This window comes from Nocardioides astragali (assembly GCF_024436375.1).
Classification (GTDB): Bacteria; Actinomycetota; Actinomycetes; order Propionibacteriales; family Nocardioidaceae; genus Nocardioides; species Nocardioides astragali.
In genome coordinates, this window is sequence record NZ_JAFMZM010000004.1 from 113,641 (window position 1) to 139,190 (window position 25,550).

General features: G+C 71.6%; 25 protein-coding genes. 20 read left to right on the forward strand and 5 right to left on the reverse strand.

Annotated elements, in window-relative coordinates:
• Window positions 1-26: 26 nt before the first annotated feature.
• From J3P44_RS13810 to J3P44_RS13830, 5 genes are read left to right on the forward strand one after another with little or no spacing between them, the layout of a single operon-like run.
• A complete protein-coding gene (locus tag J3P44_RS13810; protein ID WP_255891011.1) occupies window positions 27-1,925 on the forward strand; it encodes a prenyltransferase/squalene oxidase repeat-containing protein in 1,899 nt (632 codons plus the stop codon).
• Window positions 1,922-3,001, forward strand: a complete 1,080-nt coding sequence (locus tag J3P44_RS13815) for a hypothetical protein (RefSeq protein WP_255891012.1) — start codon at window positions 1,922-1,924, stop codon at window positions 2,999-3,001. The genes J3P44_RS13810 and J3P44_RS13815 overlap by 4 nt, the downstream gene beginning before the upstream one ends.
• 6 nt (window positions 3,002-3,007) lie before the next feature.
• The gene (locus J3P44_RS13820) at window positions 3,008-4,132 is read left to right on the forward strand and encodes an energy-coupling factor transporter transmembrane component T (protein ID WP_255891013.1); all 1,125 of its coding nucleotides are present in this window, start codon (window positions 3,008-3,010) and stop codon (window positions 4,130-4,132) included.
• A complete protein-coding gene (locus J3P44_RS13825; protein ID WP_255891014.1) occupies window positions 4,129-5,739 on the forward strand; it encodes an ABC transporter ATP-binding protein in 1,611 nt (536 codons plus the stop codon). The genes J3P44_RS13820 and J3P44_RS13825 overlap by 4 nt, the downstream gene beginning before the upstream one ends.
• Window positions 5,736-6,560, forward strand: coding sequence for an ECF transporter S component (locus tag J3P44_RS13830; RefSeq protein ID WP_255891015.1), 825 nt, complete (start codon window positions 5,736-5,738; stop codon window positions 6,558-6,560). Before J3P44_RS13825 ends, J3P44_RS13830 begins: the two co-directional genes overlap by 4 nt.
• Here J3P44_RS13830 and J3P44_RS13835 read toward each other — a convergent pair.
• The 3 genes from J3P44_RS13835 to J3P44_RS13845 are packed head-to-tail and all read right to left on the reverse strand — an operon-like array spanning window position 6,547 to window position 9,185.
• Window positions 6,547-7,683 (reverse strand): PQQ-dependent sugar dehydrogenase, encoded by a 1,137-nt coding sequence (locus J3P44_RS13835; protein WP_255891016.1) that lies wholly within the window; start codon window positions 7,681-7,683, stop codon window positions 6,547-6,549. The genes J3P44_RS13830 and J3P44_RS13835 overlap by 14 nt on opposite strands.
• Before the next feature lie 10 nt (window positions 7,684-7,693).
• Window positions 7,694-8,593 carry an EamA family transporter gene (locus J3P44_RS13840; RefSeq protein ID WP_255891017.1) on the reverse strand — a complete coding sequence of 300 codons (900 nt, stop codon included), beginning with the start codon at window positions 8,591-8,593 and terminating at the stop codon, window positions 7,694-7,696.
• Between the two features lie 10 nt (window positions 8,594-8,603).
• On the reverse strand, window positions 8,604-9,185 hold the full coding sequence (locus tag J3P44_RS13845; RefSeq protein WP_255891018.1) for a PadR family transcriptional regulator: 582 nt from the start codon (window positions 9,183-9,185) through the stop codon (window positions 8,604-8,606).
• A 77-nt stretch (window positions 9,186-9,262) separates the two neighbouring features.
• Here J3P44_RS13845 and J3P44_RS13850 point away from each other — a divergent pair, with 77 nt between their 5' ends.
• The 8 genes from J3P44_RS13850 to J3P44_RS13885 all read left to right on the forward strand — a co-directional run bounded on the left by J3P44_RS13850 (window position 9,263) and on the right by J3P44_RS13885 (window position 16,402).
• Window positions 9,263-10,366, forward strand: coding sequence for a WD40/YVTN/BNR-like repeat-containing protein (locus J3P44_RS13850; RefSeq protein WP_255891019.1), 1,104 nt, complete (start codon window positions 9,263-9,265; stop codon window positions 10,364-10,366).
• Window positions 10,367-10,396: 30 nt separating this feature from the next.
• Window positions 10,397-10,852, forward strand: a complete 456-nt coding sequence (locus J3P44_RS13855; protein ID WP_255891020.1) for an SRPBCC family protein — start codon at window positions 10,397-10,399, stop codon at window positions 10,850-10,852.
• Between the two features lie 280 nt (window positions 10,853-11,132).
• Window positions 11,133-11,765, forward strand: coding sequence for a helix-turn-helix domain-containing protein (locus J3P44_RS13860; protein WP_255891021.1), 633 nt, complete (start codon window positions 11,133-11,135; stop codon window positions 11,763-11,765).
• Window positions 11,766-11,817: 52 nt separating this feature from the next.
• On the forward strand, window positions 11,818-13,509 hold the full coding sequence (gene ilvD / locus J3P44_RS13865; protein WP_255891022.1) for a dihydroxy-acid dehydratase: 1,692 nt from the start codon (window positions 11,818-11,820) through the stop codon (window positions 13,507-13,509).
• A gap of 73 nt (window positions 13,510-13,582) precedes the next feature.
• Window positions 13,583-14,797, forward strand: a complete 1,215-nt coding sequence (locus tag J3P44_RS13870; RefSeq protein WP_255891023.1) for a kynureninase — start codon at window positions 13,583-13,585, stop codon at window positions 14,795-14,797.
• Window positions 14,794-15,510, forward strand: coding sequence for a GNAT family N-acetyltransferase (locus tag J3P44_RS13875; RefSeq protein WP_255891024.1), 717 nt, complete (start codon window positions 14,794-14,796; stop codon window positions 15,508-15,510). The genes J3P44_RS13870 and J3P44_RS13875 overlap by 4 nt, the downstream gene beginning before the upstream one ends.
• A gap of 14 nt (window positions 15,511-15,524) precedes the next feature.
• Window positions 15,525-15,941: a VOC family protein gene (locus J3P44_RS13880; RefSeq protein ID WP_255891025.1), complete on the forward strand. Its 417-nt coding sequence runs from the start codon at window positions 15,525-15,527 to the stop codon at window positions 15,939-15,941.
• Window positions 15,938-16,402 (forward strand): deoxycytidylate deaminase, encoded by a 465-nt coding sequence (locus J3P44_RS13885; RefSeq protein WP_255891026.1) that lies wholly within the window; start codon window positions 15,938-15,940, stop codon window positions 16,400-16,402. Before J3P44_RS13880 ends, J3P44_RS13885 begins: the two co-directional genes overlap by 4 nt.
• 12 nt (window positions 16,403-16,414) lie before the next feature.
• Here the strand turns inward: J3P44_RS13885 and J3P44_RS13890 are convergent, their stop codons facing one another.
• Complete coding sequence (locus J3P44_RS13890; RefSeq protein WP_255891027.1) at window positions 16,415-16,864, reverse strand: DUF6973 domain-containing protein; 450 nt, start codon at window positions 16,862-16,864, stop codon at window positions 16,415-16,417.
• 70 nt (window positions 16,865-16,934) lie between these two features.
• Between J3P44_RS13890 and J3P44_RS13895 the strand changes: the two genes are divergently transcribed.
• From J3P44_RS13895 to J3P44_RS13925, 7 genes are all read left to right on the forward strand, one after another.
• Entirely contained in the window at window positions 16,935-17,969 is a 1,035-nt protein-coding gene (locus J3P44_RS13895; protein ID WP_255891028.1) for a S66 family peptidase, read from the forward strand.
• 74 nt (window positions 17,970-18,043) lie between these two features.
• Complete coding sequence (locus tag J3P44_RS13900; RefSeq protein ID WP_255891029.1) at window positions 18,044-18,718, forward strand: 4a-hydroxytetrahydrobiopterin dehydratase; 675 nt, start codon at window positions 18,044-18,046, stop codon at window positions 18,716-18,718.
• Between the two features lie 249 nt (window positions 18,719-18,967).
• The gene (locus tag J3P44_RS13905) at window positions 18,968-20,725 is read left to right on the forward strand and encodes an acetolactate synthase large subunit (protein ID WP_255891030.1); all 1,758 of its coding nucleotides are present in this window, start codon (window positions 18,968-18,970) and stop codon (window positions 20,723-20,725) included.
• Window positions 20,725-21,264, forward strand: a complete 540-nt coding sequence (gene ilvN / locus J3P44_RS13910) for an acetolactate synthase small subunit (protein WP_255891031.1) — start codon at window positions 20,725-20,727, stop codon at window positions 21,262-21,264. The genes J3P44_RS13905 and ilvN overlap by 1 nt, the downstream gene beginning before the upstream one ends.
• A 59-nt stretch (window positions 21,265-21,323) precedes the next feature.
• The gene (gene ilvC / locus J3P44_RS13915) at window positions 21,324-22,352 is read left to right on the forward strand and encodes a ketol-acid reductoisomerase (protein ID WP_308212266.1); all 1,029 of its coding nucleotides are present in this window, start codon (window positions 21,324-21,326) and stop codon (window positions 22,350-22,352) included.
• 128 nt (window positions 22,353-22,480) lie between these two features.
• Window positions 22,481-23,986: a purine-cytosine permease family protein gene (locus tag J3P44_RS13920; protein ID WP_255891032.1), complete on the forward strand. Its 1,506-nt coding sequence runs from the start codon at window positions 22,481-22,483 to the stop codon at window positions 23,984-23,986.
• Between the two features lie 97 nt (window positions 23,987-24,083).
• On the forward strand, window positions 24,084-24,800 hold the full coding sequence (locus J3P44_RS13925) for a DsbA family oxidoreductase (RefSeq protein ID WP_255891033.1): 717 nt from the start codon (window positions 24,084-24,086) through the stop codon (window positions 24,798-24,800).
• 48 nt (window positions 24,801-24,848) lie between these two features.
• On the opposite strand, the gene J3P44_RS13930 is transcribed toward J3P44_RS13925, so the two are convergent.
• Window positions 24,849-25,421 (reverse strand): YdeI/OmpD-associated family protein, encoded by a 573-nt coding sequence (locus tag J3P44_RS13930; protein ID WP_255891034.1) that lies wholly within the window; start codon window positions 25,419-25,421, stop codon window positions 24,849-24,851.
• Between the last annotated feature and the right edge of the window lie 129 nt (window positions 25,422-25,550).

Genomic DNA, 25,550 nt, shown 5'->3' on the forward strand with positions numbered 1-25,550 from the left:
TCACTGTCGCGGCGAGGGAAGGAACCATGAAGCTCTCCGCGTCCCGCGGCTCTCTCTCCCATCTCGCGCTGGCCGTCGCCATCACGGTGCTGGCCCAGCCCCTGTTCGCCACCCCGGCCCGGGCGGCCACCGACGTCCCCGCGCCGGCGGCCGCCCGTGCGGGGACAGGGTGGCTGGCCACGCAGCTCACGGACGGCGTCGTCCACAACGACACCTTCGATTTCGACGACCTCGGCATGACGATGGACCTTGGCCTGGCCATGGACGAGGTCGGTGACCTGGCCATGGTCCGCCAGCTCCGGTCGACGCTCTCGACCCGCGTCGGGGAGTACGTCACCGGTGGTGACTTCGGCAAGCCGGAGTACCGCCTGGCCGGAGAGCTCGCCAAGTCGCTCGTCTTCGCCCAGGTCAGCGGCGCCGACCCGTCGACGTACGGCGGTTTCGACCTGGTCGCCGAGGTCGAGGGGACGGTCGAGGCATCGGGCCCGAGCGCCGGACGCGTCGTCAACCACTCGCCCGACCCCGACGCCCAGGACCCGTTCTGGGACGACTACGCCAACACCTTCAGCCAGGTGCTCGCGGTGCGTGGCCTGTCCGCGGCCCGCTCGGCCCAGGCCGCAGCTGCCACCGACTTCCTGCTCAAGCAGCAGTGCGCCTCGGGCTACTTCCGGATCTTCCTCAATCCCGACCGGGCCGCCGCGAACCAGTCCTGCGTGGACGGCAGCGACCCGATCGACGTCGACGCCACCGCCTACGTCGTGAGCCATCTCGCCGCGATCTCCCCGCGCACGGCCGGAGTCGACGCCGCGATCGACAAGGCCGTCGCCTGGCTGCTCGCGAACCAGCGGACGGACGGGTCGTTCATCGGCAGCCCGACCGTGCCCGAGCCCAACACGAACAGCACCGGCCTGGCCGCGAGCGCCATCGCCGTCGCAGGCAGGTGCCAGCAGGCCGGCCGTGCCGCCGAGTGGGTGTCCACCGCGCAGGTCGGTGCCCAGCCGGGCGGTTCGCCGTTGGAGGGTGAGGTCGGCGCCATCGCGCGCACCCCGGAGAAGCTCACCGACGCCGGCGCCACCGGAATCACCGACGCCGCCCGCAGTGAGTGGCAGCGTGCCACCGTTCAGGCCGTTGCCGGCCTGGCGCACGCGCGCGGCTCGGCGACGACCCTGAGGGTCACGTCCTCGGGCACCGAGCCCGGCCAGGCGGCGACCATCACCGCGACCGGTGGGAAGGTCGGCGAGCGGTTCTGCCTGAGCGGTCCGGGCATCACGGGAAGCCGCACGGTCGTCGTGGGCTTCGACGGCGCCCTGACCGGCAAGGTCACGCTGCCTGCGGCAGCCGGCCCGGCGACGTACACCCTCACCGGTCGCGACGGCGCCACCACCCACACGGTGCCGGTCGCGTCGGCCATGGCGCTCGGCTCGGTCACTGGCGTGCGCCTTCTCGGTCCGGTGGGCTTCCGCCGAGCAGGCAGCTCGGCCGCGCTCGAGGTCCTCGGGGCCGCCCCCCACGCCCGCTTCACGCTGCGCGGACCGGGCGTCGACGTCACGGTGGTGACCGGCTCTGACGGTGCGCTGACCCGCACGGTCACTCTGCCCCGCGCCACGACGACGGCCTCGTACGTCCTGGTCGGCTCCGACGGGCAGGTCACCGACGCCACCCGCGTGCTCGGTCGTCGGACGTTGGCAGTGTCGGTCCGGGCCGCCGCCGGCCCGCGGACGCTGGTGCTGGTCCGCCGCCTGGCCGCCGGCGAGAAGGTGCGCCTCATGGTCGCGGGCCAGCCGGTCGCCCGGGGCCGCGCCAACGAGAAGGGTCGCTTCACTGCGCGGATCGAGCTTCCGCGGGGCCGTGCCAAGGCCCGGATCCGAGCGGTGGGCCAGTTCCCGGAGCTACGCTCAGGCTCCACCACCGTGGCAGTGCGATGAGAGGAGCCGCCGGACGCCGCGTGCTCACCGGCCTCCTGCTGCTGGGGGCCGGTCCGGGGTACGCCCTCGCGTCCGCACCGGCGGCGGGCGCTGCCACGTGCGCGTCCTCCGGCGGTGTGAGCGTCGTCGTCGACTACCGCGAGCTCGGTGGCAGTGCGATCAGCGCGTGCGCGGCCGACGGTGGCGGCAAGAGCGCGGCGGCGATCTTCGCCTCGGTGGGGGTCGAGATCAGCTACGCGACCAGGCAACCCGGCTTCGTGTGCCGGGTCAACGGCGTTCCGACCAGTGACCCGTGCGTGAACGCCTCTCCGGCCGACGCCTACTGGGGGCTGTGGTGGGCCGACGGCTCGAAGGCGTCGTGGGCGTACTCGTCCTCCAGCGTCGGCTCGCTGACCGTCCCCGATGGTGGATCGGTGGGCTGGTCGTGGCAGCAGGACCGCCAGTCCAGCGGCGTCGTCCCGCCGGGCATCGCCCCACCGGTGACGCAGTCGTCGACCTCCACGCCCAGCCCGTCGCCGACGTCGTCGCCCACGTCCTCGTCCCCGGCCTTCTCTCCGACAGCCACGCCGTCGAGCGGCGGCGGGTCCGGGGGTTCGAGCGGTGGCACGCCGACGGCCAGCCCGTCCCAGGGATCGGGCGGTGGCTCGGGCAGCGGTTCGGGCAGCGGTTCGGGCGACGGGAGCTCGGGAGGCTCGGGAGGCTCGGCAGACCCCAGCCCTTCCGCGTCCCCCCAGGCGACCCCGTCCAAGTCGTCGAGCGACCCCTCTGAGTCGCCCCTTGCCTCTGAGTCTCCCAGCGACTCACGGTCCAAGGGTGGCTCGGAGAAGGGCTCCGAGGACCCCTCCCTCGACGATGAGTCTCCCAGCGACTCACCGTCCAGTGAGGACGCCGACGCCGCCGACCTCGGCTCTGAGTCTCCCAGCGACTCAAGCGCAAGCAGCGCCGCAGAGGCGGGTTCGCCCACCGTCGACGAGCCGACGCGGGTCCCGGCCGCCGTCACCTGGAGCATCGTCGGCCTGCTCGCGATCGCGATCGCGATCAGTGCCGTCGTGGCGCGTCGTAGACGGGGGGTCTGACGCGCAGTGACCGGATCGGCCCCGCCATTGAGGGCGCTGCCGCGTGACCTGCACCCGATCGCCTGGTGGTCCTGGGCGATCGGGCTGGCCACCGCAGCGTCCCTGACCACCAACCCGTTGCTGCTGCTCCTCGTCATGGGGACGGCGACGGTCGTGGTCATGGCCCGCCGATCCGGTCACCCCTTCGGCCGCTCGTTCCGCCTCTACGCCCTGCTCGCCGCGGTGACCGTGGTGCTCCGCGTCGTGTTCCGGATCCTCTTCGGCGGTCAGGAGATCGGCCACGTGCTGGTCGACCTCCCGGAGGTCCCGCTCCCTGACTGGGCAGCCGGTGTCCGGCTGCTGGGCCCCATCACGAGCGAGGCCCTGCTGGCCGGTCTCTACGACGGGCTCCGCCTGGGCGCGATCATCCTCTGCGTGGGGGCAGCCAACTCGCTCGCCAACCCCAAGCGCCTGCTCGCCTCGGTGCCGCCAGCGCTCTACGAGGTCGGCACTGCCCTGGTCGTCGCAGTGACGATCTTTCCCCAGCTCGCCGACAGCGCGCGCCGCGTGCGGGCGGCGCAGGCCTTGCGGGGAGGCACGACGACACGTGTCGGCAGGCTCCGCCGTTTCCTGGTCCCCGTCCTGGAGGACGCGCTCGAGCGGTCCCTCGCGCTCGCCGCCGGCATGGACAGCCGCGGCTACGGCCGCTCCGGAGGCGCGACCAGGCGGCAGCGACGGGTCACCGGATCGCTTCTCCTGGGCGCCTTGACCGGCATCTGCGTGGGGACGTACGCCTGGCTCGACCCGACGGCACCGCGGGTCCTGGCCCTGCCGATGCTGGGTGCCGGGGTCCTCGTCGCGGTGCTCGGGCTGGTCAGCGCCGGGCGACGCGTCCAGCGGACCCGCTACCGTCCCGACCCGTGGCGGGCGCCAGAGCTGCTGACAGCAGGCATCGGGATCGCCGTGGCCGCGCTCGGCTGGTACGTCAGCCACACCCAGGTGGCGGTCGCCTACCCGGGCGTCGAGGTCGCGCCCTACCTCTCACCGCTGGCCCTCGTGGTCGGCCTGCTCGGCATCGTGCCCGCTCTCGCGACCCCGGTCCCGGCGACCGCCCTGTCCCGGATGGACGCCGCGCAGGAGGCGACGGCATGACCGACCACGGGGTGATCCAGCTCCGGGACATCTGTTTCCGCTACGACCGGCACGAGGTGCTGCGCCACGTGGACCTCACGCTCGAGGAGGGTGAGCTGGTACTCGTCTCGGGGCGCACGGGCGTCGGCAAGTCGACCCTGCTCGGCGTGGTGACCGGGCTCGTGCCGCGCTTCACCGGCGGCGTCCTCACCGGTGACGTGCTCCTCGACGGAGAGAGCATCGTCGCGCAGCCCCCGCGCGAGCGCGCCCACCTCGTGGGCTACGTCGGCCAGGACCCGCTGGCCGGGTTCGTCGCCGACACCGTCGAGGAGGAGCTCGCCTACGGGATGGAGCAGATCGGAACTCCTCCGGAGACCATGCGCCGCCGCGTCGAGGAGACCCTCGACCTGCTCGGCATCGCCGACCTGCGCGCCCGCGACCTGCGCACCCTCTCCGGGGGACAGCAGCAGCGCGTCGCGATCGGGTCCGTGCTCACCACGCACCCGCGGGTGCTTGTGCTGGACGAGCCCACCTCGGCGCTCGACCCGACCGCGGCCGAGGACGTCCTCGCCACGATCACGCGGCTCGTCCATGACCTCGGGCTGACCGTGCTGCTGGCCGAGCACCGCCTCGAGCGGGTCGTCCCGTTCGCCGACCGGGTCTGCCTGGTGACCGGCGACGGCGGGATCCGGACGGGCCCGCCCCACGAGGTGCTCGCGGACTCACCGGTCGTTCCGCCGCTGGTCGAGCTCGGGCGCCTCGCCGGCTGGGAACCGCTGCCGCTCACCGTCCGTGACGCGCGCCGCCATGCCCGCTCGCTCCCCGTGCTGACGGCTCCCGAGCCGGCGCCTGCGCCGGAGTCCGAGCCGCTGCTCACGGCGAGCGGGGTCACCGTCGTCCACGGCAGCACTGTCGCCGTGCGCGAGGTGGCGCTGACCCTGTGCGCCGGCCGGGTCACCGTCCTGATGGGACGCAACGGGTCCGGCAAGTCGAGCCTGATCTGGGCGCTCCAGGGCTCCGGCAAGCGGCGGTCCGGGACGATCGACGTGGCCGGCGACGACCCGGCCACGCTGGCGCCCGCCCAGCGTCGTACGCACGTGGGGCTGGTGCCCCAGACCGCCGCCGACCTGCTCTACCTCGAGACCGTCGCCGACGAGTGCGCTGCCGCGGACGACGGAGCGCACGCCGCCTCCGGGACCTGCCGGGAGCTGCTCGACCGGCTGGCCCCCGGCATCGACGAGGCCACCCACCCGCGCGACCTCTCCGAGGGCCAGCGCCTCGCCCTCGCCCTGTCGATCGTGCTCACCGCGCGACCGCCGGTCGTCCTGCTCGACGAGCCCACGCGGGGCCTCGACTACGCCGGCAAGGCCGAGCTCGCCCGGATCGTCGCCGACCTCGCTGCGGACGGGCGCGCGGTCCTGCTCGCGACACATGACGTCGAGTTCGCGGCGCACGTCGCCGACGAGGTCGTGGTGATGGCCGAGGGGGAGGTCGTCTCGAGCGGTCCACCGCGGCAGGTGCTGGCCGAGTCGCCGTCGTTCGCCCCGCAGGTCACCAAGGTCCTCGGGCCGCCGTGGCTCGTGGTCGAGGAAGTCGCCGCCGCCCTGGCGAGGGAGGGTCGGCGATGAGCACGGCCGAGCACACGCGCCATGAGCCGGTCCCGCGCGTCGCCCTGCCGATCGGCCCTCGCACCGCCGCCGTCCTCACCCTCGCCTCGATCGCCGGGCTGATGATGCTGTGCTGGCCCTTGGTGCTCGACGCCCAACCGGGGCAGCGGGTCGAGCCGCCGTTCGTCTTCCTGGCCCTGCTGCCCCTGGTGATGGTCGTGGTGCTCGCCGAGATGGGGGAGGGCGGCATGGACTCGCGCGTCCTCGCCGTCCTGGGGGTGCTCTCGGCGATCAACGCGGTGATGCGCGGCCTCGGCGCCGGCACGGGTGGCGTCGAGCTGGTGTTCTTCCTGCTCGTGCTGGGCGGCCGCGTCTTCGGCGCCGGCTTCGGCTTCGTCCTGGGCTGTACGTCGCTCTTCGCGTCCGCGCTGCTGACCGCAGGTGTCGGCCCGTGGCTGCCGTTCCAGATGATCTGTGCGGCCTGGGTCGGGATGGGTGCCGGCTTCCTGCCCCGACGCCTCGGTGGACGCGCCGAGATCGCGATGCTGGCGGCGTACGCCGTCGTGGCGTCCTACCTGTACGGCCTGCTGATGAACCTCAGCTACTGGCCCTTCGCCCTCGGCATCGTCGTGCCCGGGCACGAGGGCTCGCTGGCGTACGTCGCCGGCGCACCCGTGCTGGAGAACGCCCACCGGTTCGGCGTCTACACGCTGCTCACGTCAACCGGAGGGTGGGACACCGGCCGGGCGATCACCACCGCGATCGCGATCGTGGTCCTCGGTCCGGCGATCCTCACCACGCTGCGCCGCGCTGCTCGCCGCGCCGTCGTCAGGGCTGGATGAGGATGATCCGGTCGTCGGCCGGCGTCGGGTCGCCGCGGCCGTCCTGGTTGGACGTGGTCATCCAGATCGTGCCGTCGGGGGACGTGGTCACGGTGCGCAGGCGGCCGTAGTCCTCGGTGAAGTAGGCCGTCGGGCGCGACGCCTTGCCGTTGGCGGACACGGCGATCCGCCACAGCCGCTGGCCGCGCAGGCCCGCCATCCAGAGGTGTCCGTCGGCCCAGGCGAGGCCGCTCGGGGAGGCCTCCTCGACCGACCAGACCAGCTGCGGATCGATGAACTCGGTCCCGCCGCCGGTGCCCTCGACCTCGGGCCAGCCGTAGTTGCTGCCCTTCTCGATGAGGTTGAGCTCGTCCCAGGTGGAGTCGCCGAACTCGGAGGCCCAGAGCCGGCCCTCGTCGTCCCACGCGAGCCCCTGGACGTTGCGGTGGCCGAGCGACCAGACGGGTGAGTCGGGGTCGGGGTTGCCGGGGGCAGGGGCACCCTCGGGGGTGATCCGGAGGATCTTGCCGGCGAGGCTGCCAGGGTCCTGGGCAAGCTCCGGGTCGCCGGTCTCGCCGGTGCTGACGTACAGGTAGCCGTCCGGGCCGAACGCGATGCGCCCGCCGTCGTGGATGAAGCCGCGCGGGATCCCGTCGAGCACGACCGTGGGCTCGCCGAGGTCCATGCCGTCCAGCTCGGCGCTGAGCACCCGGTTGTCCGTGCCGGTCGTGAGGTAGAAGAACAGGGTCCGATCGGTGTCGAACGTCGGCGACACGGCGACGCCCAGCAGTCCGGCCTCGCCCTCCGGGACGGCAGCGGTGATCGCACCGAGCTCGTCGAGGGTGCCTTCCGGGGTGACGTGCAGGACCCGGCCGCTCATCCGCTCGGTGACCACCGCGGCGCCGTCGGGGAGGAAGTCGAGGCCCCACGGCACCTCCAGCTGGTCGACCAGCGCGCCCGCGGCCTTCGGCTCGCCGTTGCCCGTGCTGCCATTCGACTCACCCTCGGACTCGCTCGGTGCCGGCTCGCTGGGCAGGTCGGTCGGCTGCGTCGTGCTAGGCACGGGATCTGCCGACTCCTCGGCGCAGGCCGTCGTCGCTCCCAGCGTGAGCACCAACGAGGTGAGAGCGAGTCGCGATCTCATGTCGGCCCCTTCATGTCGCCAGTGTGCCCGGTGCCGCCGAATGGTCGGACGGGTGCTCGCCCGGCGCCGACCCGGAACGGGTGGCGCCGATCGACGCGGCGACGACGCAGGCGATCGCCACCCACTGGAGCGGCGACAGGTGCTCCTGCAGCACGACGATCGCGGCCAGCGCCGCCGCGGCCGGTTCCAGGCTCATCAGGATCCCGAACACCGCCGGGCGCAGGCTGCGCAACGCGACGAGCTCACAGCTGTAGGGAATGACCGAGCTCAGCAGCCCCACGAGCGCCCCGATGAGCAGGATGCGGCCGTCCCAGAGGCTGCTGCCGGCGGACAGCACGGCGGGCAGGGTCATGCCCGCGGCGGCGACGAGACTGGCGACGGCGAGGCCGTCGAAACCCGCCCACCGGCGGCCCGTGCTCGCGCTGAGCAGGATGTACGCCGCCCACGCGGCGCCGGCCAGCAGGGCGTACGCGACACCCAGGACGTCGAGCCCGGTGCGCTGGAACCCGAGGAGGGCGACGCCGAGCCCGGCCAGCAGGACCCAGACGAGGTCGCGCGCGCGCCGGGATCCGAGGACGGCCAGGGTCAGCGGGCCGATGAACTCGATGGTGACTGCGATGCCGAGCGGGATGCGGGAGAACGACTGGTAGATCGCCCAGTTCATGGTGGCCAGGCTGAGGCCGAAGCCCAGCACGATGAGCCAGTCCTGCCGACTCCGCCCGGCGAACCGCGGGCGTGCGACGGCGACCAGCACGACCGCGCTGGTGGCCAGGCGCAGCCACACCATCGCCGTCGGCGAGATCTCCCCGAACAGGCCCTTGGCGATGGCCGCGCCGAGCTGGACGGACAGGATCCCGATGAGCACCAGTCCCACCGGTCCGAGCAGGGTGCGGCTCGGTGGTGGGGTCACCCGACACAGCCTATTCAGCCGCGTGGTCGGTTCCGTCGCCCGCCTCGTCCAGGCTCGCCAGCGCCCGCTGGGCGTGCCGGGTCTCGGCCGCGAAGTAGTCCAGCCCCCAGTCCGCGACGAGCGCGGGGAACCGGAAGGGCTCGCCCGGGCGGTCGGCTCCGCGCAGGGCCTCGCGGACCTCGGCGAGGTCGTCGAGGGCGCCGTGGAGCTCGGCGACGTAGTCGTGGAGCATCTGGCGGGTCTGCGCCGCCTCGGTGACGTGGCCGACGAGCAGGCGCAGCAGGACGGGGTGCTTGAGCACCGGGAAGCCGGCCGGGGTGCCGTCCATCCACTCCCGTAGCGCCGTCTGCCCGGCGGCGGTGATGGCGTACGACGTCACCTCGCGCCCGCCGTCCGCGCGGGCCTGCGCCGCGACGAGGCCGTGCTCGGTGAGGCGACGCAGCACGGTGTAGATCTGGCTCGTCGCCGGGGAGACCCAGTAGAAGCGGAGCGTCATGTCGGCGCGCTGCTTGATCTCGTACCCCGTCAGCTCGTCGCCGAAGGTGAGGAGGCCGAGGATCGCGTAACCGGTCACCGGGATGTCTTGACTCATCTCTGTCGCAGAGTAGTGTTCCTAATCGGAATAGTCACGGAGCTGACCGCACCACCTGATCGGTCCTGGAGGCCCGGATGTCGCGCACCCTGCTCATGGTCGGAACCCGCAAGGGCATGTGGATGGGCACCTCTGACGAGGCGCGCACGTCGTGGGAGTGGACCGGACCGCACTTCCCGATGGAAGAGGTCTACTCGGTGATGATCGACAAGCGCGGGGACGCCCCCCGGCTGCTGGCCGGTGCGTCGTCGAGCTGGCTCGGACCGCAGGTCGGGCGCTCCGACGACCTCGGGGCGACGTGGGAGGAGACGCCCAACGGCGCCGCCCGCTTCCCCGAGGACACCGGTGCCACGCTGGCGCGTGTGTGGCAGCTGCAACCCGGGCTCTCAGCCGACGGCGGTGACGGCGTCGTGTGGGCGGGGACCGAGCCGGGGGCGGTGTTCCGCTCGACCGACCGAGGCGAGACGTTCTCTCTCGTGCGCGGGCTGTGGGACCACCCACACCGCGAGGAGTGGAACGAGGGCTTCGGCGGTCAGGCCTTCCACACGATCCTGCCCCACCCGCACGACCCCGCCCGGGTGCTGGTCGCCCTCTCGACCGGAGGCGTGTACGTCACTGCCGACGGCGGGGATTCCTGGGCTCCGTCGAACACCGGGGTGAAGGCCGAGTTCTTCCCCGGCGAGCGCAACTACCCCGAGTTCGGCCAGTGCGTCCACAAGGTCGCCCGCGACGCGGAGAACCCTGAGCGGCTCTACCTCCAGAACCACGGTGGCGTCTACCGCTCCGACGACGGCGGCGCCTCGTGGCAGGACATCGCCTCGACGCTGCCGACCGACTTCGGCTTCGCGATGGTGGCGCACCCGCGCCGCGGCGACACGGCGTACAGCTTCCCGATCGACGGTGCCGAGGGGCGCTGGCCGGTCGACGGCAAGGCGCGGGTCTACCGCACCACCGACGCCGGCTCCACCTGGGAGCCGCTGGGTGAGGGCAGCCTGCCCGACGGCTACTACGCCGCGGTCATGCGCGACGCGATGTGCGCAGACGACCACGACGACGTCGGCCTCTACTTCGGCGGACGCAACGGCGGCGTGTGGGCCTCGCCTGACGAGGGGAGCACATGGCAGGAGATCCACAAGGACCTGCCGGACGTCCTCGTCGTGCGCGCCGCGAAGATCGACTGAGCGCCGTTCGACGGGTCTAGGGTCGTCGTCATGGCTGAGTTCTCCCTCTCGCGCAGCATCCGTGTGCAGGCCGACGCTGCCCGCGTCCACGGCTTGGTCGACGACTTCCGCGAGTGGCAGAAGTGGTCGCCCTGGGAGGGCCTCGACCCCGACCTCAACCGCGACTACAGCGGGCCCGACCGCGGCGTCGGCTCGACGTACCACTGGTCGGGCAACAAGAAGGCCGGGGAGGGCGAGATGCGGATCACCGAGTCGACGCCGACGTCGGTCGTCGTGGATCTGCAGTTCCTCAAGCCGTTCAAGGCCAGCAACGTCACGACGTTCGCGCTCACACCTGTCGGCGACGCCACGGACGTGACCTGGACGATGACTGGCACCCGCAGCGCGATCATGGGTCTGATGGGCAAGCTCTTCTTCGACAAGGCGATCGGCGCCGACTTCGACAAGGGCCTCGCCTCCCTCAAGCGGGAGGCCGAGCAGGTCTGATCCTTGCGCCTGAGTCTCTGAGCGACTCACGGTCGAAGGCCCCTGTGTGCGCGCTCTCGCGCCCCCTTTTGTTTGAGTCTCTGGGCGACTCAAGCGCAAGGAAGCCCGGCGGAGGGTGAGGGCCGGGGCGGCGAGTGGCTCGGACGGGCCACGGATCATGCACAGGCACAGTGCGTGCGGCCGTCTGCCACCTTCCTGTGGAAAGCGCTGATCGGTTGTCCGAGCTGTCAGTTGTGATGTCGGGACGACACCGATCACACGGGGGACAGAGATGGGAAGCATGACCTTGACTGACAAGACGGCGTGGACCGACGAGGAGTACGAGTGGTTCTGCATGGGACCGTTCGACGGGGAGGTTCCTGGGCTCGTACGCCGCATCCGCCGCATCCTCGACGTGTCCCAGCGCGGGTTGGCGGAGCTGCTCAAGGTCTCTCAGTCGGTGGTCGCCAGGTGGGAGACCGGACGCACCAGCCCGCGTGTGGGTGTGGTGCACCACCTGCTCCGACTCGCCGGACTTCACGCGTGCTTCCACGACGACGAGACCGGCGAGGAGGTCGAGCCGATGCGGGACGACGGGGCGCGCGACCGCCGCGGGAGGCGCCACCCGGCACACGTGGACCTGAGCGTGATCGGTTGGTGGGCGCCGGCCGGGATGAGGTCGAGCATCGAGTACTACACCTGGCAGGACCGGTCCCGTGCCAGGCGTGACCCGAGGATCCGGTTCCGCACCTGCCGTCACCTCCGCCGCCTCGAGCGCCTGATGTACGGCACGCCCGAGGACCATCCCTCGCTGGACCAGCTCGCCGCCGAGGCGGAGCACCTCGACGAGGTGCGCGAGGAGCGGCGCCGGCGGGCGAGAGCCGGGTTGCGATGGCTGGCGGACCCCGGCTCGGGAGAGCCGCTCACCGCGTGACCCGGGTGAGACGCCGCCAGCCGCGGGAGGGGCCGCCCACTAGCCTGAGGCCATGACTCACGCTGCCGACGCCCCCGATCTCAAGCCCCGGAGCCGCGACGTCACCGACGGCCTCGAGCGGGCCGCGGCCCGAGGGATGCTGCGCGCGGTGGGCATGGGGGACGACGACTGGGAGAAGCCCCAGATCGGCGTCGCGTCCAGCTGGAACGAGATCACGCCCTGCAACCTCTCGCTCGACCGCCTGGCGAAGGCCGTGAAGAACGGCGTGCACGCCGCGGGCGGATTCCCGCTCGAGTTCGGCACCATCTCGGTCTCCGACGGCATCTCGATGGGCCACGAGGGCATGCACTTCTCGCTCGTCAGCCGCGAGGTCATCGCGGACTCCGTCGAGACGGTCATGATGGCCGAGCGTCTCGACGGCTCGGTCCTGCTCGCGGGCTGTGACAAGTCGCTTCCCGGCATGCTCATGGCCGCGGCCCGGCTCGACCTGGCCAGCGTCTTCCTCTATGCCGGCACGATCATGCCCGGCCAGGTCGACGGCAAGGACGTCACGATCATCGACGCCTTCGAGGCGGTCGGCGCCTGCCTGGCCGGCAAGATCTCCCGCGAGAAGGTCGACGAGATCGAGCGCGCGATCTGTCCCGGAGAAGGCGCGTGCGGAGGGGCGTACACCGCGAACACGATGGCGAGCGTCGCCGAGGCCATCGGCATGTCGCTGCCCGGCTCCTCCTCGCCGCCGGCGGTGGACCGACGTCGCGACGGGTTCGCCCACAAGTCCGGGGAGGCCGTGGTCGGGATGCTCCGCCAGGGCATCACCGCTCGCCAGATCATGACGCGCCCCGCCTTCGAGAACGCCATCGCGATGGCGATGGCGCTCGGCGGCTCCACCAACGCGGTCCTCCACCTGCTCGCCATCGCCCGCGAGGCCGAGGTCGACCTGACCCTCGACGACTTCACCCGCATCGGCAAGAAGGTCCCTCACCTGGCCGACATGAAGCCGTTCGGCCGCTTCGTGTGGACCGACTTCGACCGCGTCGGTGGCATCCCGGTCCTGCTGCGCGCGCTGCTCGATGCCGGTCACCTCCACGGCGACGTGCTGACCTGCACCGGCAAGACGATGGCCGAGAACCTCGCGGACCTCGACCCCAAGCCGCTCGACGGCGAGATCCTGCGCCAGCTCGACCGGCCGATCCACGCCACCGGCGGGCTGACCATCCTCAAGGGCTCGCTCGCTCCCGACGGCGCCGTGGTCAAGAGTGCCGGATTCGACGACTCGACCTTCACCGGCACGGCCCGTGTCTTCGACGGCGAGCGCAAGGCCCTCGATGCGCTCACCGAGGGCACGATCCAGGCCGGCGACGTCGTGGTCATCCGCTACGAGGGTCCGAAGGGGGGGCCGGGGATGCGCGAGATGCTGGCCATCACCGGCGCCATCAAGGGCGCGGGTCTGGGCAAGGACGTCCTCCTGATCACCGACGGCCGCTTCTCGGGCGGCACGACGGGTCTGTGCGTCGGTCACATCGCCCCCGAGGCGAGCGACGGCGGCCCGATCGCGTTCCTGCGCGACGGCGACCAGATCACGCTCGACGTCGCCAACATGACCCTCGACGCCCACGTCGACGAGGCCGAGCTGGCGAAGCGCGCCGAGGGCTGGGAGCCGCCGCCGCCCAAGTACACCCGCGGCGTGCTCGGCAAGTACCGCAAGGTCGTGCAGTCCGCCGCCCACGGCGCCGTCTGCTACTGACCGAGCACCGCCCACGGGCACGACAGGACGCCGGACAGAGCGCCGGACAGGGCGCCGGATAGGTTGCGGTGTTGTGAGCACCGCAGCACCCCTCGACGCCGCCGACCCCCTGGCGCACTTCCGCGAGCGCTTCGTCGGCGCCGAGTCCGACCTCGTCTACTTCGACGGCAACTCGCTCGGCCGCCCCGTGGCCGCCACGGCCGGGCGTCTCGGCGCCTTCGTCCGGGACGACTGGGGCGGCCGCCTCATCCGCGGGTGGGACGAGCAGTGGATGGAGCTCCCCACCCGCCTCGGCGACGACCTGGGCAGGATCTGCCTGGGCGCCGCGCCCGGGCAGACCGCCATCGGCGACTCGACCACGGTCTGGCTCTACAAGCTGATACGGGCCGCGGTCGACCACGTCGTCCGCACCGACCCGGCCCGCACCGAGATCGTCATCGACACCGACAACTTCCCGACCGACCGCTACGTCGCCGAGGGCATCGCCGCCGAACGCGGCCTCACCTTGCGCTGGATCGAGGTCGAGACCTCCGCGGGCGTCACCGCCGACCAGCTCCGAGAGGCGGTCGGCGAGCGCACCGCACTCGTCGTGCTCTGCCACGTCGCGTACCGCGCGGCCTGGCTCGCCGACGCCCCCGAGCTGACCCGGATCGCCCACGACGCCGGGGCGCTCGTGCTGTGGGACCTGTGCCACTCCGCCGGCTCGGTGCCTGTCGCCCTGGACGGGTGGGACGCCGACCTCGCCGTCGGCTGCACCTACAAGTACCTCAACGGCGGTCCCGGATCGCCGGCCTTCGGCTATGTGAACGCCCGTCTCCAGGCTGACCTCACCCAGCCGATCCAGGGCTGGATGGGTCATGCCGACCCGTTCCTGATGGGGCCTGGCTACGCGCCCGCGAAGGGCATGCGCCGCTTCATCTCCGGCACCCCGCCGATCCTCGGGATGGTCGCGATGCAGAGCATGCTCGAGCTGGTCGAGGAGGCAGGCATCGAGGCGATCCGCGCCAAGTCCGTCGCACTGACCTCGTACGCCGTCGAGCTCGCCGACACCACGCTTCCCGCGGTCACCCTCGCCTCGCCGCGCGACCCCGCGCAGCGCGGCGGCCACGTCACCCTCCACCACGACCGGATGCGTGCGGTGACCGCCCGCCTGTGGGAGCGCGACGTCATCCCCGACTACCGCGACCCCGGCGGACTGCGGATCGGCCTGTCCCCCCTGTCCACCTCGTTCGACGAGGTCGAGCGCGGCCTCGAGGCCGTGGCGACCGCGCTCCGGGAGACGTCATGACCGCCACCGAGCCGACCACCAACGCGTTCGGCCAGCGCCTCGGCCGGCCCGTCGACTGGACGCCCGCGCGCCCGCCCGAGAGGGCGACCCTCCAGGGCACGGGCGTACGCCTCGAGCCCATCGGTCCGCAGCACGTCGACGACCTGCACGCCGCCGTGTGCGGGGAGGACGACGAGCAGATCTGGACCTACCTGTTCTGGGAGCGCCCGCGCGACCGAGAGGCGATGGCGCAGATCGCCAGCCACGGGGCGGCCGACCCTGGACAGGTGATGTACGCCATCGTCCCGGTCGAGACCGGACGTGCAGCCGGCTTCTGCTCGCTCATGCGCATCGACCCTGCCATGGGCTCGATCGAGGTGGGCGGCATCGCCTTCGGTCGCCGGCTCCAGCGCAGCCGCGCGGCCACCGAGGCGATGGCGCTGCTCATGCGCCACGTCTTCGACGACCTCGGCTACCGCCGCTACGAGTGGAAGTGCGACAGCCTCAACGCGTCCTCGCGGCGCGCCGCGATCCGGCTCGGCTTCATCTGGGAGGGTCGCTTCCGCAACGCCGTGGTCTACAAGGGCCGCAACCGCGACACCGACTGGTTCTCGATCACCGACGGTGAGTGGCCGCGCGTCAGCAGGGCCCTCGACGACTGGCTCGACGACCGCAACTTCGACGCGATGGGTCGCCAGCGCGTACGCCTCGCCGCCCGTCCCCAGGAACAATGAGCAGGAGGACCGAGATGGACCAGCGCGTCAGCTTCATCACCCTCGTCGTGACCGACCTCGACGTCACGAAGCGCTTCTACGTCGACGGCCTCGGGTGGGAGCCCGAGCTCGACGTCCCCGGAGAGGTGCTGATGTTCCGGGTCGCCGACAAGGTCGTGCTGAGCCTGTGGGTCGAGTCGGCCTTCGTCGCCGAGGTCGGGCACGCGCCGGCCCGCGGTGGCGTACCCCCGATCACGCTGGCCCACAACCTCGCCACCACCGACGGGGTCGACATCGTCCTGCAGCAGGCAAAGGCCGCCGGCGCGACCCAGGTGGCCGACGCCGTCGAGCGCGAGTGGGGTGGCTACACCGGCTACTTCGCCGACCCCGACGGTTTCCGCTGGGAAGTGGCCTACAACCCGGGGGAGATCGGGCAGTCTGTGCTCCCGTGAGCGCGCCTCCCGGACCGACCGTCCCCGCCCTCCCGGCCGTTCCCGGCTGGGACGACTACTTCCTCGGCATCGCCGGGGCCGTCTCGGCGCGGGCCAAGTGCACCCGCCGACGGGTCGGGGCGGTGCTCACCATCGACCACCGGATCATCGCCACCGGCTACAACGGCGCCGCGCCGGGGGAGGCCGACTGCCTGCAGGGCGCGTGCCCGCGCGGCCAGCTGGGGTACGACGAGGTGCCGGGGCTCGGCGACTACGACCGGCCCGGCACGGTGGGCTTCTGCATCGCCATCCATGCCGAGGTCAACGCCCTGCTGTTCGCCACCCGCGACACCAAGGGCGCGACGGCCTACATCACCGATCCGCCCTGCCCGGGCTGCCGCAAGGCGCTGGCTGCGGCCGGCGTCGTCAGGGCCGTCTGGCCCGAGGGCGAGCACGACCGCAAGGGCCTCACGGCCTGGTGAGCCAGCCTCGGCTCAGTGGCGCCTGACCCAGATCAGCTCGTCCGAGTCCCACTTCTCCAGGGCCACCGGCACCAGCAGGGCACAGGCGTCCGAGGGGGAGCCGACTGTCAGGTCGCTCACGTGCGTGACGCCGTACGCCTGCCCCGCGGCGTTGTTGTGTGCGTCGACGCTCGAGTCCCTGTGGTGCGGGGTCCCCGCCTCCTGGGCGGCCGCGAGGGTGCGGGCCACGTCGCTGCCGAAGCGGGCGGTCAGCACCGCCTGCCACATGAAGTGCCGCATCGCGTTGACGCGACCCGGGACGCCCCGCCCGTGCGTCGCGGCGGCCCGCAGGGACGCCTGCGAGACGAGCAGCGCCTCCACGGCACCGGAGTGGCCCAGGCCGGCCTGGAGCGCCGCCGTGTAGAGGCGCGGCACCACCGTCGCGTTGTGCAGGGCCTGTCCCAGCAGGTCGGCGAGAGCCATGGAGCAACAGTGCCAGATTGAGGGGCCAGATTCGGAGGGGTGCCAGATCCGGGGGTGCCAGACTCGTGACATGACCTCGTCCGTGCTGCGCTTCCCACGTCCGCTCCGCCCCGGGGACCGGATCGGCGTCACCTCGCCGTCGGCCGGGGCGTCGGGTGATGCGGCGACCCGGATCGACTTCAGCGTCGAGTGGCTCCGCGGCCGCGGGTACGACGTCGTGGTGGGGGAGTGCATGGACGGCTCGGGCCTGACCTCCGCCCCCGCCGAGCAGCGGGCCGCCGAGCTGACCCGGATGCTGGCCGATCCCTCGATCGCCTGCGTGGTCCCGCCGTGGGGTGGGGAGACCGCGATCGACCTCGTGGACCTGGTCGACTGGGACGTCCTGGCCGCGGCCGAGCCCACGTGGCTGGTCGGCTTCTCCGACCTCGCCACCGTCCTCGTGCCGATCACCACCCGGCTCGGCTGGGCGACCCTCCACGGCGACAACCTCGCGGACACGCCGTACGCCGTCCCCGACGGGCTGGCGCACTGGCTCGACCTCGCGGGCGCCGAGGCTCCCGTCGTGCAGCGCGACTCCGGCCTGGTGGCCGGCTGGGTGCGGTTCGAGGACGATCCGCACGCCACGCGGTGGGCGCAGGTGGGGGAGGGACGCTGGGAGGTGCTCGGCGGCGAGGGTGCCGATGCGGACCGGGTCGACGTCTCCGGACGACTGATCGGCGGGTGCATCGAGACCATCGCCAACCTTGCCGGCACGCCGTACGGCGACGTGCGGGCGTGGGCCGAGGGGCTGGACGAGCCCACCATCGTCTACGTCGAGGCGTGCGACGAGCACGCGGTCAACATCTGCCGCTACCTGCACGGCCTGCGCCTCGCCGGTTGGTTCGACCGCGCCGCCGCCGTGCTGGTGGGGCGGACCACCGCTCCTGACCACCCACAGATGACGCAGCGCGAGGCGGTCGTCGACGCTCTCGGCCGCCTCGACCTGCCGATCGTGTGGGACCTCGAGATCGGCCACGTGCCGCCGCACCTGCCCCTGGTCAACGGTGCCCTGGCGCGCGTGGTCGTCGACGGGGACACCCACGAGATCACCCAGACCCTGGGCTGAGTCCGGGGCTGAGCAGTCGGGGCCGGCTTCTCAGGGGGTGGCCGCTGTCGGTCGGCCGTGGCAGGGTCGAGGTCATGAGCGATCCGAAGCAGAAGCTGACCGCCACGGAGGTCCGTGAGGCTCCAGGCCTCGACGACTGGCGCCACCTGCTCACGGGCATCCGTGCCCGGTTCCGCACGGGCGACTTCGCCACCGGCCTCGCGCTGGTGGACCGCATCGGTGCGGCCGCCGAGGAGGCCGACCACCATCCCGACATCTCCCTGACCTATCCCGAGGTCATCGTGACGCTGTCCAGCCACGACGTCGGCGGCATCACCAGCCGCGACCTCGAGCTGGCGCGCCGGATCAGCGGGTTCGCCGCCGAGCTCGGGGCTGAGGCCGACGTCTCGGGCCTCACCGAGCTCGAGCCGGGACTCGACACGTCCGCGCCCGAGCGCCTGGGTCCCTTCTACGCCGCACTCCTCGCCGGCGAGGTCGGCGGTGGTGGGCCCATCGACCCGAGCGGCCAGGTGCCCGGCCTGTGGTTCCAGGGCCCTGGCGACGAGGGCGACGCACCCCTGCCGCCGCAGGACCACGAGCAGCGCTGGCACCTCGACGTGTGGGTGCCCCACGACGAGGGCGAGCGGCGGCTGCAGGCCGTGCTCGACGCCGGTGGCACCCTGGTCAGCGACGCCGAGGCGCCGTCGTTCTGGGTCGTCGCGGACGCCGACGGCAACCGCTCCTGCATCTGCACCCGGCTCAACCGCTAGGGCGCCTCCGGGGAGCTGGCCACGCTCCACATGCTGGGACTCGCGTTCCAGATACTGGGACGCCTGTCACACTGGCTTGACGTCGGACCGTCCCGGCGACGACGGTTGTCGCATGCGCACCGAGATTCTTGTACGCACGCGACGCGTGAGCTGAGGTCACAGGCCGCAGGCACACGCGTCACCCCTCGTCGCCCACCGGGCCGAGGGGTTTTTTGTTGGGCAGAGCACGACCAGACGGAAAGACGAATCATGACGGAGCAGGGCGGACAGGGCACCGGCGCAGTCTCAGGGGCACAGAGCCTGGTGACTTCTCTGGAAGCGGCCGGCGTCACCGACATCTTCGGCATCCCCGGCGGGGCGATCCTTCCGGCGTACGACCCCTTGATGGACTCCACGCGGATCCGCCACATCCTGGTCCGGCACGAGCAGGGCGCGGGCCACGCGGCCCAGGGGTATGCCGCCGCGACCGGACGCGTGGGCGTCTGCATGGCCACCTCGGGCCCGGGTGCGACCAACCTCGTCACGCCGCTGGCCGACGCGCACATGGACTCGGTGCCCCTCGTGGCCGTCACCGGCCAGGTCGGCGCCGCGATGATCGGCACGGACGCCTTCCAGGAGGCCGACATCCGCGGCATCACGATGCCGATCACCAAGCACAACTTCCTCGTCACCGACCCGGCCGACATCCCCAGCACGATCGCGGAGGCCTTCCACATCGCCTCCACCGGGCGGCCCGGCCCGGTGCTCGTCGACATCGCCAAGTCGGCCCTCCAGGCGCAGACCACCTTCGCCTGGCCGACCGAGCTGCACCTGCCCGGCTACCGGCCCGTGACCACGCCGCACGCCAAGCAGATCAAGGAGGCGGTGCGCCTGATCAAGGACGCCCGCCGTCCGGTGCTCTACGTCGGCGGCGGCGTGATCCGCGCCGGCGCCTCCCGCGAGCTCGCCGAGCTGGCCGCCCTCACGGGGATCCCGGTCGTCACCACGCTGATGGCACGCGGCGCGTTCCCCGACAGCCACCCCCAGCACCTCGGCATGCCGGGCATGCACGGCACGGTGGCCGCGGTCGCCGGCCTCCAGAAGAGCGACCTGATCATCAGCCTGGGCGCGCGATTCGACGACCGGGTCACCGGCAACCTCGACTCGTTCGCCCCGCAGGCGCTCGTCATCCACGCCGACATCGACCCGGCCGAGATCGGCAAGAACCGCCACGCGGACGTGCCGATCGTCGGTGACTGCAAGGAGGTCATCGCCCAGCTCGTGGCCCGCCTGCAGACCGAGGGCGCCGACGGCGACTACGAGCAGTGGGTCGCCTTCCTGGCGGGGGTGAAGCAGAGCTACCCGCTCGGCTACGACGCGCCTTCCGACGGCTCGCTCGCCCCGCAGTACGTCCTCGAGCGGCTCGGCGCGATCGCCGGCCCCGAGGCGATCTACTGCGCCGGCGTCGGCCAGCACCAGATGTGGGCCGCGCACTTCGTCGGCTACGAGAACCCCAACACGTGGATCAACTCCGGCGGCCTCGGCACGATGGGCTTCTCGGTGCCCGCCGCGATGGGCGCGAAGGTCGGCATGCCGGACAGCACGGTCTGGGCCATCGACGGCGACGGCTGCTTCCAGATGACCAACCAGGAGCTCGCCACCTGCGCGATCAACGACATCCCGATCAAGGTCGCGATCATCAACAACGAGTCGCTCGGCATGGTGCGGCAGTGGCAGACGCTCTTCTACAACGAGCGCTACTCCAACACCGACCTGCACTCCAAGCGGATCCCCGACTTCGTCAAGCTCGCCGAGGCCTACGGCTGCGTGGGCCTGGCCTGCGAGTCGCCCGGTGACGTCGACGCCACGATCGAGAAGGCGATGGCGATCGACGACCGGCCGGTCGTCGTCGACTTCCGCGTCCACCGCGATGCGATGGTCTGGCCGATGGTGGCCGCCGGCACCAGCAACGACGAGATCAAGTACGCGCGCGACCTGGCGCCTGAGTTCGACGAGGATGATCTCTGATGAGCAAGCACACATTGAGCGTCCTGGTCGAGAACAAGCCAGGCGTCCTCGCCCGGATCGCGGGCCTGTTCTCGCGGCGCGGGTTCAACATCGACAGCCTCGCCGTGGGTCCGACCGAGCACCCCGAGATCTCGCGCATGACCATCGTGGTCAACGTCGAGGAGTCCCCGCTCGAGCAGGTCACCAAGCAGCTCAACAAGCTCGTCGAGGTCATCAAGATCGTCGAGCTCGACGGGTCGGGCTCGGTCAACCGCGAGCTCCTGCTGGTCAAGGTCCGCGCGGACGCGACCTCCCGCGGCGCGGTGCTCGACGCCGTACAGCTGTTCCGGGCCAAGGTGGTCGACGTCTCCCCCGAGGCGGTCACCGTCCAGGCCGTCGGCAACTCCGACAAGCTCGCCGACCTGCTCCGCGTGCTCGAGCCCTTCGGCATCCGCGAGCTCGTGCAGTCGGGCATGGTCGCGATCGGTCGCGGCTCGCGGTCCATCAGCGAGCGCCCGCAGCGCCCCGTCGCCGTACCCGCCCCACCCATGGCCATCTGACCTGAACCCTGATCCGTTCCCGAACCCCGAGAAGCACCCCACACGAAGGAGAGCCCCCAGTGGCTGAGATGTTCTACGACGACGACGCCGACCTGAGCCTGATCCAGGGCAAGAACGTCGCCGTGATCGGCTATGGCAGCCAGGGCCACGCCCACGCGCTGTCGCTGCGCGACTCCGGCGTCGACGTCCGGATCGGCCTGCAGCCGGGCTCGAAGAGCCGCGACAAGGCCGAGGCCGAGGGCCTGCGCGTCCTCACCCCCCGCGAGGCGGCGGAGGAGTCCGACCTGATCGTGATCCTCGCCCCCGACCAGCACCAGCGCACGCTCTACGCCGAGGAGATCGAGCCGGCGCTCACCCCGGGCGACACCCTGGTGTTCGGCCACGGGTTCAACATCCGCTTCGGCTACATCACCCCGCCCGACGGCGTCGATGTCTTCATGGTCGCCCCCAAGGGTCCCGGCCACCTCGTGCGTCGTGAGTACGTCGACGGCCGCGGCGTCCCGGTCCTGGTCGCGGTGGAGAAGGACGAGTCCGGCAAGGCCTGGGACCTCGCCCTCTCCTACGCCAAGGCGATCGGCGGCCTGCGTGCCGGCGGCATCAAGACCACCTTCACCGAGGAGACCGAGACCGACCTGTTCGGCGAGCAGGCCGTGCTCTGCGGCGGTGCCTCGCAGCTGGTGATGTACGGCTTCGAGGTCCTCACCGAGGCCGGCTACCAGCCCGAGGTGGCCTACTTCGAGTGCCTCCACGAGCTCAAGCTGATCGTCGACCTGATGTACGAGGGCGGCATCGCCAAGCAGCGCTGGTCGGTCTCCGACACCGCCGAGTTCGGCGACTACGTCTCCGGTCCCCGGGTCATCACGCCGGACGTGAAGAAGAACATGGAGGACGTGCTCGCCGACATCAAGAGCGGCGCGTTCGCCGAGCGCTTCATCACCGACATGGACAACGGCTCCCCGGAGTTCACCGAGTTCCGCAAGAAGGGGGAGACCCACCCCATCGAGCAGACCGGCCGTGAGCTCCGCAAGCTGATGGCCTGGGTGAAGTCCCACGACACCGACTACGTCGAGGGCACCGCCGCTCGCTGACCGAGCCCACGCGCGGACGACGTACGGCGCGCTGGACAGGACGAGTCTCCTGACCGGCGCGCCGTTCGCGCGTGCAGGCCAGCTACCCGGTGCTTCCTCCCGACCCGGCCGTGCGCGACGATGCGGTCATGAGTGAGACATCGACCTCGACCTCGCGCCGCGAGCAGACCCGCCGGCTCGGAGTCGAGACCACGGGCATCGAGATCATCGAGGAGTCCGAGCGCACCGCCCGGCCCCGGGACCTGTTCTGGCCGTGGTTCGCGGCCAACGTGTCGGTCTTCGGCATCAGCTACGCCTCGTTCGTGCTGGGCTTCGGGATCTCGTTCCGCCAGGCGCTGGTGGTGACGGTCGTGGGCGTCGTGGTCTCGTTCGCGCTGTGCGGGATCATCGCCATCGCGGGCAAGCGAGGCTCGGCACCGACCATGATCCTCAGCCGTGCGGCCTTCGGGGTCGACGGGCAGAAGGTGCCCGGCGTGATCTCGTGGTTGGTCTCGATCGGCTGGGAGACGTTCCTCGCGATCCTGGCCGTCCTCGCGACGTCCACGATCTTCGACCAGCTCGGCTGGTCGGGAGGTACGACCACCAAGGTCGTCGCGACCCTCGTGGTTGCGCTGCTGATCGTCTCGGCGAGCGTCGCCGGCTACCACGTCATCATGCGGATGCAGTCGGTCCTGACGTGGATCACGGGCATCGCGACCGTCGTCTACGTCGCTCTCACCCTCGACGAGATCGACTGGTCGTCGGTGAGCGCGATCCCCGACGGCAGCGCCCAGCAGATGGTGGGCGCCCTCGTGATGGTGATGACGGGCTTCGGCCTGGGCTGGATCAACATCGCCGCCGACTGGTCGCGCTACCAGCACCGCGACGCCAAGGGCTCGGCCATCGTCGGCTGGAACACCTTCGGCGGGGCGGTCGCGCCCGCCCTGCTGGTGGTCTTCGGCCTGCTGCTGGCCGGCTCCTCGCAGGAGCTGTCCGCAGGGATCGTGGCCGACCCCATCGGCACCCTCGGCACGCTGCTGCCGACCTGGTTCCTGGTCCCGTTCCTGCTGGCCGCCATCCTCGCGCTGGTGAGCGGAGCCGTGCTCGGCATCTACTCCTCGGGGCTGACGCTGCTGTCCCTCGGCGTACGCATCCCGCGACCCGCCGCAGCCTTCGTCGACGGCGTGATCCTGACGCTGGGCACCGTCTGGGTGGTCTTCTTCGCCGAGGACTTCCTCGGCCCGTTCCAGAGCTTCCTCATCACCCTCGGCGTACCCCTCGCCGCGTGGGCCGGGATCATGATCGCGGACATCGCGCTGCGTCGGCGTGACTACGACGAGGACGCGCTGTTCGACCCCAGCGGGCGCTACGGCGCGTTCGACTGGACCTCGATCGCCACGATGGTCGGCGCCTCGGTCGTGGGCTGGGGCCTGGTCGTCAACAACTTCGCCGCCGACGCGGCCTGGAACAACTGGCAGGGCTTCCTCCTCCACCCGTTCGGCCTCGGGACCTACGTCGACGACCCGGTCGCGCCCTACTGGGACGGCTCGTGGGCCTACGCCAACCTCGGCGTCCTCCTCGCCCTCGTGCTCGGCTTCGCCGTCACGTACGTCGCCAGGCGGGGCACCGTGCGCCGCCAGGAGTCCGACGCCTGAGTCCGCGACACGCCCGGGACTCGCCGTTGAGTCTCTGGGAGACTCAAGCGCAAGGACGGACGGGAACACGCAGGTCAGCCCCGGTGTTGGGCCGGTCGTGAAGATCGAGATCTGGTCCGACGTCGTCTGTCCCTGGTGCTACATCGGAAAGCGCCGCATCGAGAACGCGCTGGCCGAGTTCGGCCACGCCGAAGAGGTGGAGGTGCACTGGCGTTCCTACCAGCTCGACCCCGGTGCCCCGACCGAGCCGACCGAGGACACCACCACGATGCTGGCACGCAAGTACGGCCAGTCGCCCGCCGGGGCGAAGCAGATGCAGGACCGGGTGGAGGCCGTCGCGGCCGAGGAGGGCCTGATCTACCGCCTCTCCGAGACCCTGCACCTCAACACCGTCGACGCGCACCGCCTGATCCACCTCGCCCACGAACAGGGCGGCAACGAGCTGCAGGGTCGGGTGAAGGAGGCCTTGCTGAAGGCGTACTTCACCGAGGCGCGCAACGTGGCCGACCACGAGGTCCTGCGTGAGGTCGCCGTCGCCGCAGGTGTCGACGCCAGCCGCGTCGACGAGGTCCTGGCCGGCACCGAGTTCACCGCCGCGGTGCACGCCGACATCGAGCAGGCACAGGCGTACGGCGCCAGCGGTGTCCCGTTCTTCGTGATCGACGAGAAGTACGGCGTCTCCGGCGCGCAGCCGACGGAGGTCTTCACCCAGGTGCTCGAGCGTGCGTGGTCCGAGGCGCACCCCAGGATCGAGGTGCTCGCGGCCGGCAGCGACGGTGGACAGGAGTGCGGCCCCGACGGCTGCGCCATCTGACGTCCTCGCTGGTCGAGGAAGGACGAAGTCCTGTCGCGAGACCCGGGGCTACCGAGACGTCTCGCCGCGCGCCGCCTTCTCCGCAGTCGTCGCGACCCGCGCGGCCCGGGTCTCGGGCTTCTTGGCCAGGACGATCCAGGTCAGGATCAGCTTCTGCGCGGAGGGCGACCACGACTCCCAGTGCTCCCGCGAGCCCGGGTGGAGGTCGAAGGCCGCGGCCAGGTCGTCGGGCACGACCCGGTCCTCGACCGGGTCCATGAGCGTCCAGGCACCCGTCTCCTTGGCCGTTGCGACCGCCGCCGCACCGGCGGGCTCCATCAGGCCGGCCTCCTCGAGTCGCGAGATCCGGCCCTTGTTGATGCGGGTCCAGACACTGCCCTTGCGGCGCGGGGCGAACCACATCATCGAGCGGTCCTCGTCGACACCCTTGACCGTGGAGTCGACCCAGCCGTAGCGCAGCGCCTCCAGCACGGAGTCCTCGTAGGAGAAGGCCTGGTCGGCGGCACGCCGCATGTTGACCAGCCACACGCCCTGCGGCTGCCGGTGGTGCTCGCGCAGCCACGCGCGCCACTCCTCGACCGTGCTCGGCTCGACCCGCTCCGCGTCGTCCATGGCGCCCATCGGGTCATCCTAGGAGCCGCCGCGGAACAGACCGTGGGACGGGTTCGGAGGCTTCGCGTGTCGCGGGTACAGTGAACCGCGCACAGCGTCGTGCAGTCCCGGACACACCCTTGACCTCCGCGAGGACCC

Bases quoted from the DNA above. Each gene is read 5' to 3' on its own strand.
- J3P44_RS13855 (WP_255891020.1), top strand. From the start codon at position 10,397: ATGGCTGAGTTCTCCCTCTCGCGCAGCATCCGTGTGCAGGCCGACGCT.
- J3P44_RS13930 (WP_255891034.1), bottom strand. From the start codon at position 25,421: ATGGGCGCCATGGACGACGCGGAGCGGGTCGAGCCGAGCACGGTCGAG.
- J3P44_RS13890 (WP_255891027.1), bottom strand. From the start codon at position 16,864: ATGGCTCTCGCCGACCTGCTGGGACAGGCCCTGCACAACGCGACGGTG.
- J3P44_RS13875 (WP_255891024.1), top strand. From the start codon at position 14,794: ATGACCGCCACCGAGCCGACCACCAACGCGTTCGGCCAGCGCCTCGGC.
- J3P44_RS13905 (WP_255891030.1), top strand. From the start codon at position 18,968: ATGACGGAGCAGGGCGGACAGGGCACCGGCGCAGTCTCAGGGGCACAG.
- J3P44_RS13810 (WP_255891011.1), top strand. From the start codon at position 27: ATGAAGCTCTCCGCGTCCCGCGGCTCTCTCTCCCATCTCGCGCTGGCC.
- J3P44_RS13900 (WP_255891029.1), top strand. From the start codon at position 18,044: ATGAGCGATCCGAAGCAGAAGCTGACCGCCACGGAGGTCCGTGAGGCT.
- J3P44_RS13895 (WP_255891028.1), top strand. From the start codon at position 16,935: ATGACCTCGTCCGTGCTGCGCTTCCCACGTCCGCTCCGCCCCGGGGAC.
- J3P44_RS13825 (WP_255891014.1), top strand. From the start codon at position 4,129: ATGACCGACCACGGGGTGATCCAGCTCCGGGACATCTGTTTCCGCTAC.
- J3P44_RS13815 (WP_255891012.1), top strand. From the start codon at position 1,922: ATGAGAGGAGCCGCCGGACGCCGCGTGCTCACCGGCCTCCTGCTGCTG.
- J3P44_RS13880 (WP_255891025.1), top strand. From the start codon at position 15,525: ATGGACCAGCGCGTCAGCTTCATCACCCTCGTCGTGACCGACCTCGAC.
- J3P44_RS13860 (WP_255891021.1), top strand. From the start codon at position 11,133: ATGACCTTGACTGACAAGACGGCGTGGACCGACGAGGAGTACGAGTGG.
- ilvD (WP_255891022.1), top strand. From the start codon at position 11,818: ATGACTCACGCTGCCGACGCCCCCGATCTCAAGCCCCGGAGCCGCGAC.
- J3P44_RS13835 (WP_255891016.1), bottom strand. From the start codon at position 7,683: ATGAGATCGCGACTCGCTCTCACCTCGTTGGTGCTCACGCTGGGAGCG.
- J3P44_RS13920 (WP_255891032.1), top strand. From the start codon at position 22,481: ATGAGTGAGACATCGACCTCGACCTCGCGCCGCGAGCAGACCCGCCGG.
- J3P44_RS13845 (WP_255891018.1), bottom strand. From the start codon at position 9,185: ATGAGTCAAGACATCCCGGTGACCGGTTACGCGATCCTCGGCCTCCTC.
- ilvN (WP_255891031.1), top strand. From the start codon at position 20,725: ATGAGCAAGCACACATTGAGCGTCCTGGTCGAGAACAAGCCAGGCGTC.
- J3P44_RS13830 (WP_255891015.1), top strand. From the start codon at position 5,736: ATGAGCACGGCCGAGCACACGCGCCATGAGCCGGTCCCGCGCGTCGCC.
- J3P44_RS13850 (WP_255891019.1), top strand. From the start codon at position 9,263: ATGTCGCGCACCCTGCTCATGGTCGGAACCCGCAAGGGCATGTGGATG.